Origin of the sequence: Adlercreutzia equolifaciens (genome assembly GCF_029076695.1) — a bacterium.
GTDB lineage: Bacteria > Actinomycetota > Coriobacteriia > Coriobacteriales > Eggerthellaceae > Adlercreutzia > Adlercreutzia equolifaciens_A.
The window spans coordinates 1-294 of sequence record NZ_JARFIK010000503.1 but is presented as its reverse complement, the minus strand read 5'-3'; the positions used below and the strand labels follow the sequence as shown (position 1 = coordinate 294).

The following is a 294-nucleotide window of genomic DNA, read 5'->3' as shown; positions in this document are numbered from 1 at the left end:
CCTCAGGCACAGCAGTGCCCCGGTCCCTCAACCGGGGCACTAGTTCTGGTCGTGTTTCACCGGTCGTCGACGACGATGACATAAAGCCGACGAGGCCCATGCACTCCGTCAACCCGGGACAACTCAATGTCAGAGGTGGCCGAACCACCGGAAATGAAGGTCAACGGGTGTCCCTCATGCACCGCCGGTTTGACGATCTGGATGGCCTCCGGGACGTCGGAAACCACCTGGCTAGCCTTGACGACGCAGACGTGGCGATCCGGGACAAGGGTGATAGCCCTACGCCCCTGGTCC

1 protein-coding gene is annotated in these 294 nt (G+C 62.2%); it reads right to left on the bottom strand.

What is annotated here, in order from left to right; translation table 11 throughout:
• Positions 1–56 precede the first annotated feature (56 nt).
• Positions 57–294: LutC/YkgG family protein (locus tag PZH32_RS13375; RefSeq protein ID WP_275208743.1), on the bottom strand; the 238-nt coding region annotated here is incomplete at its 5' end.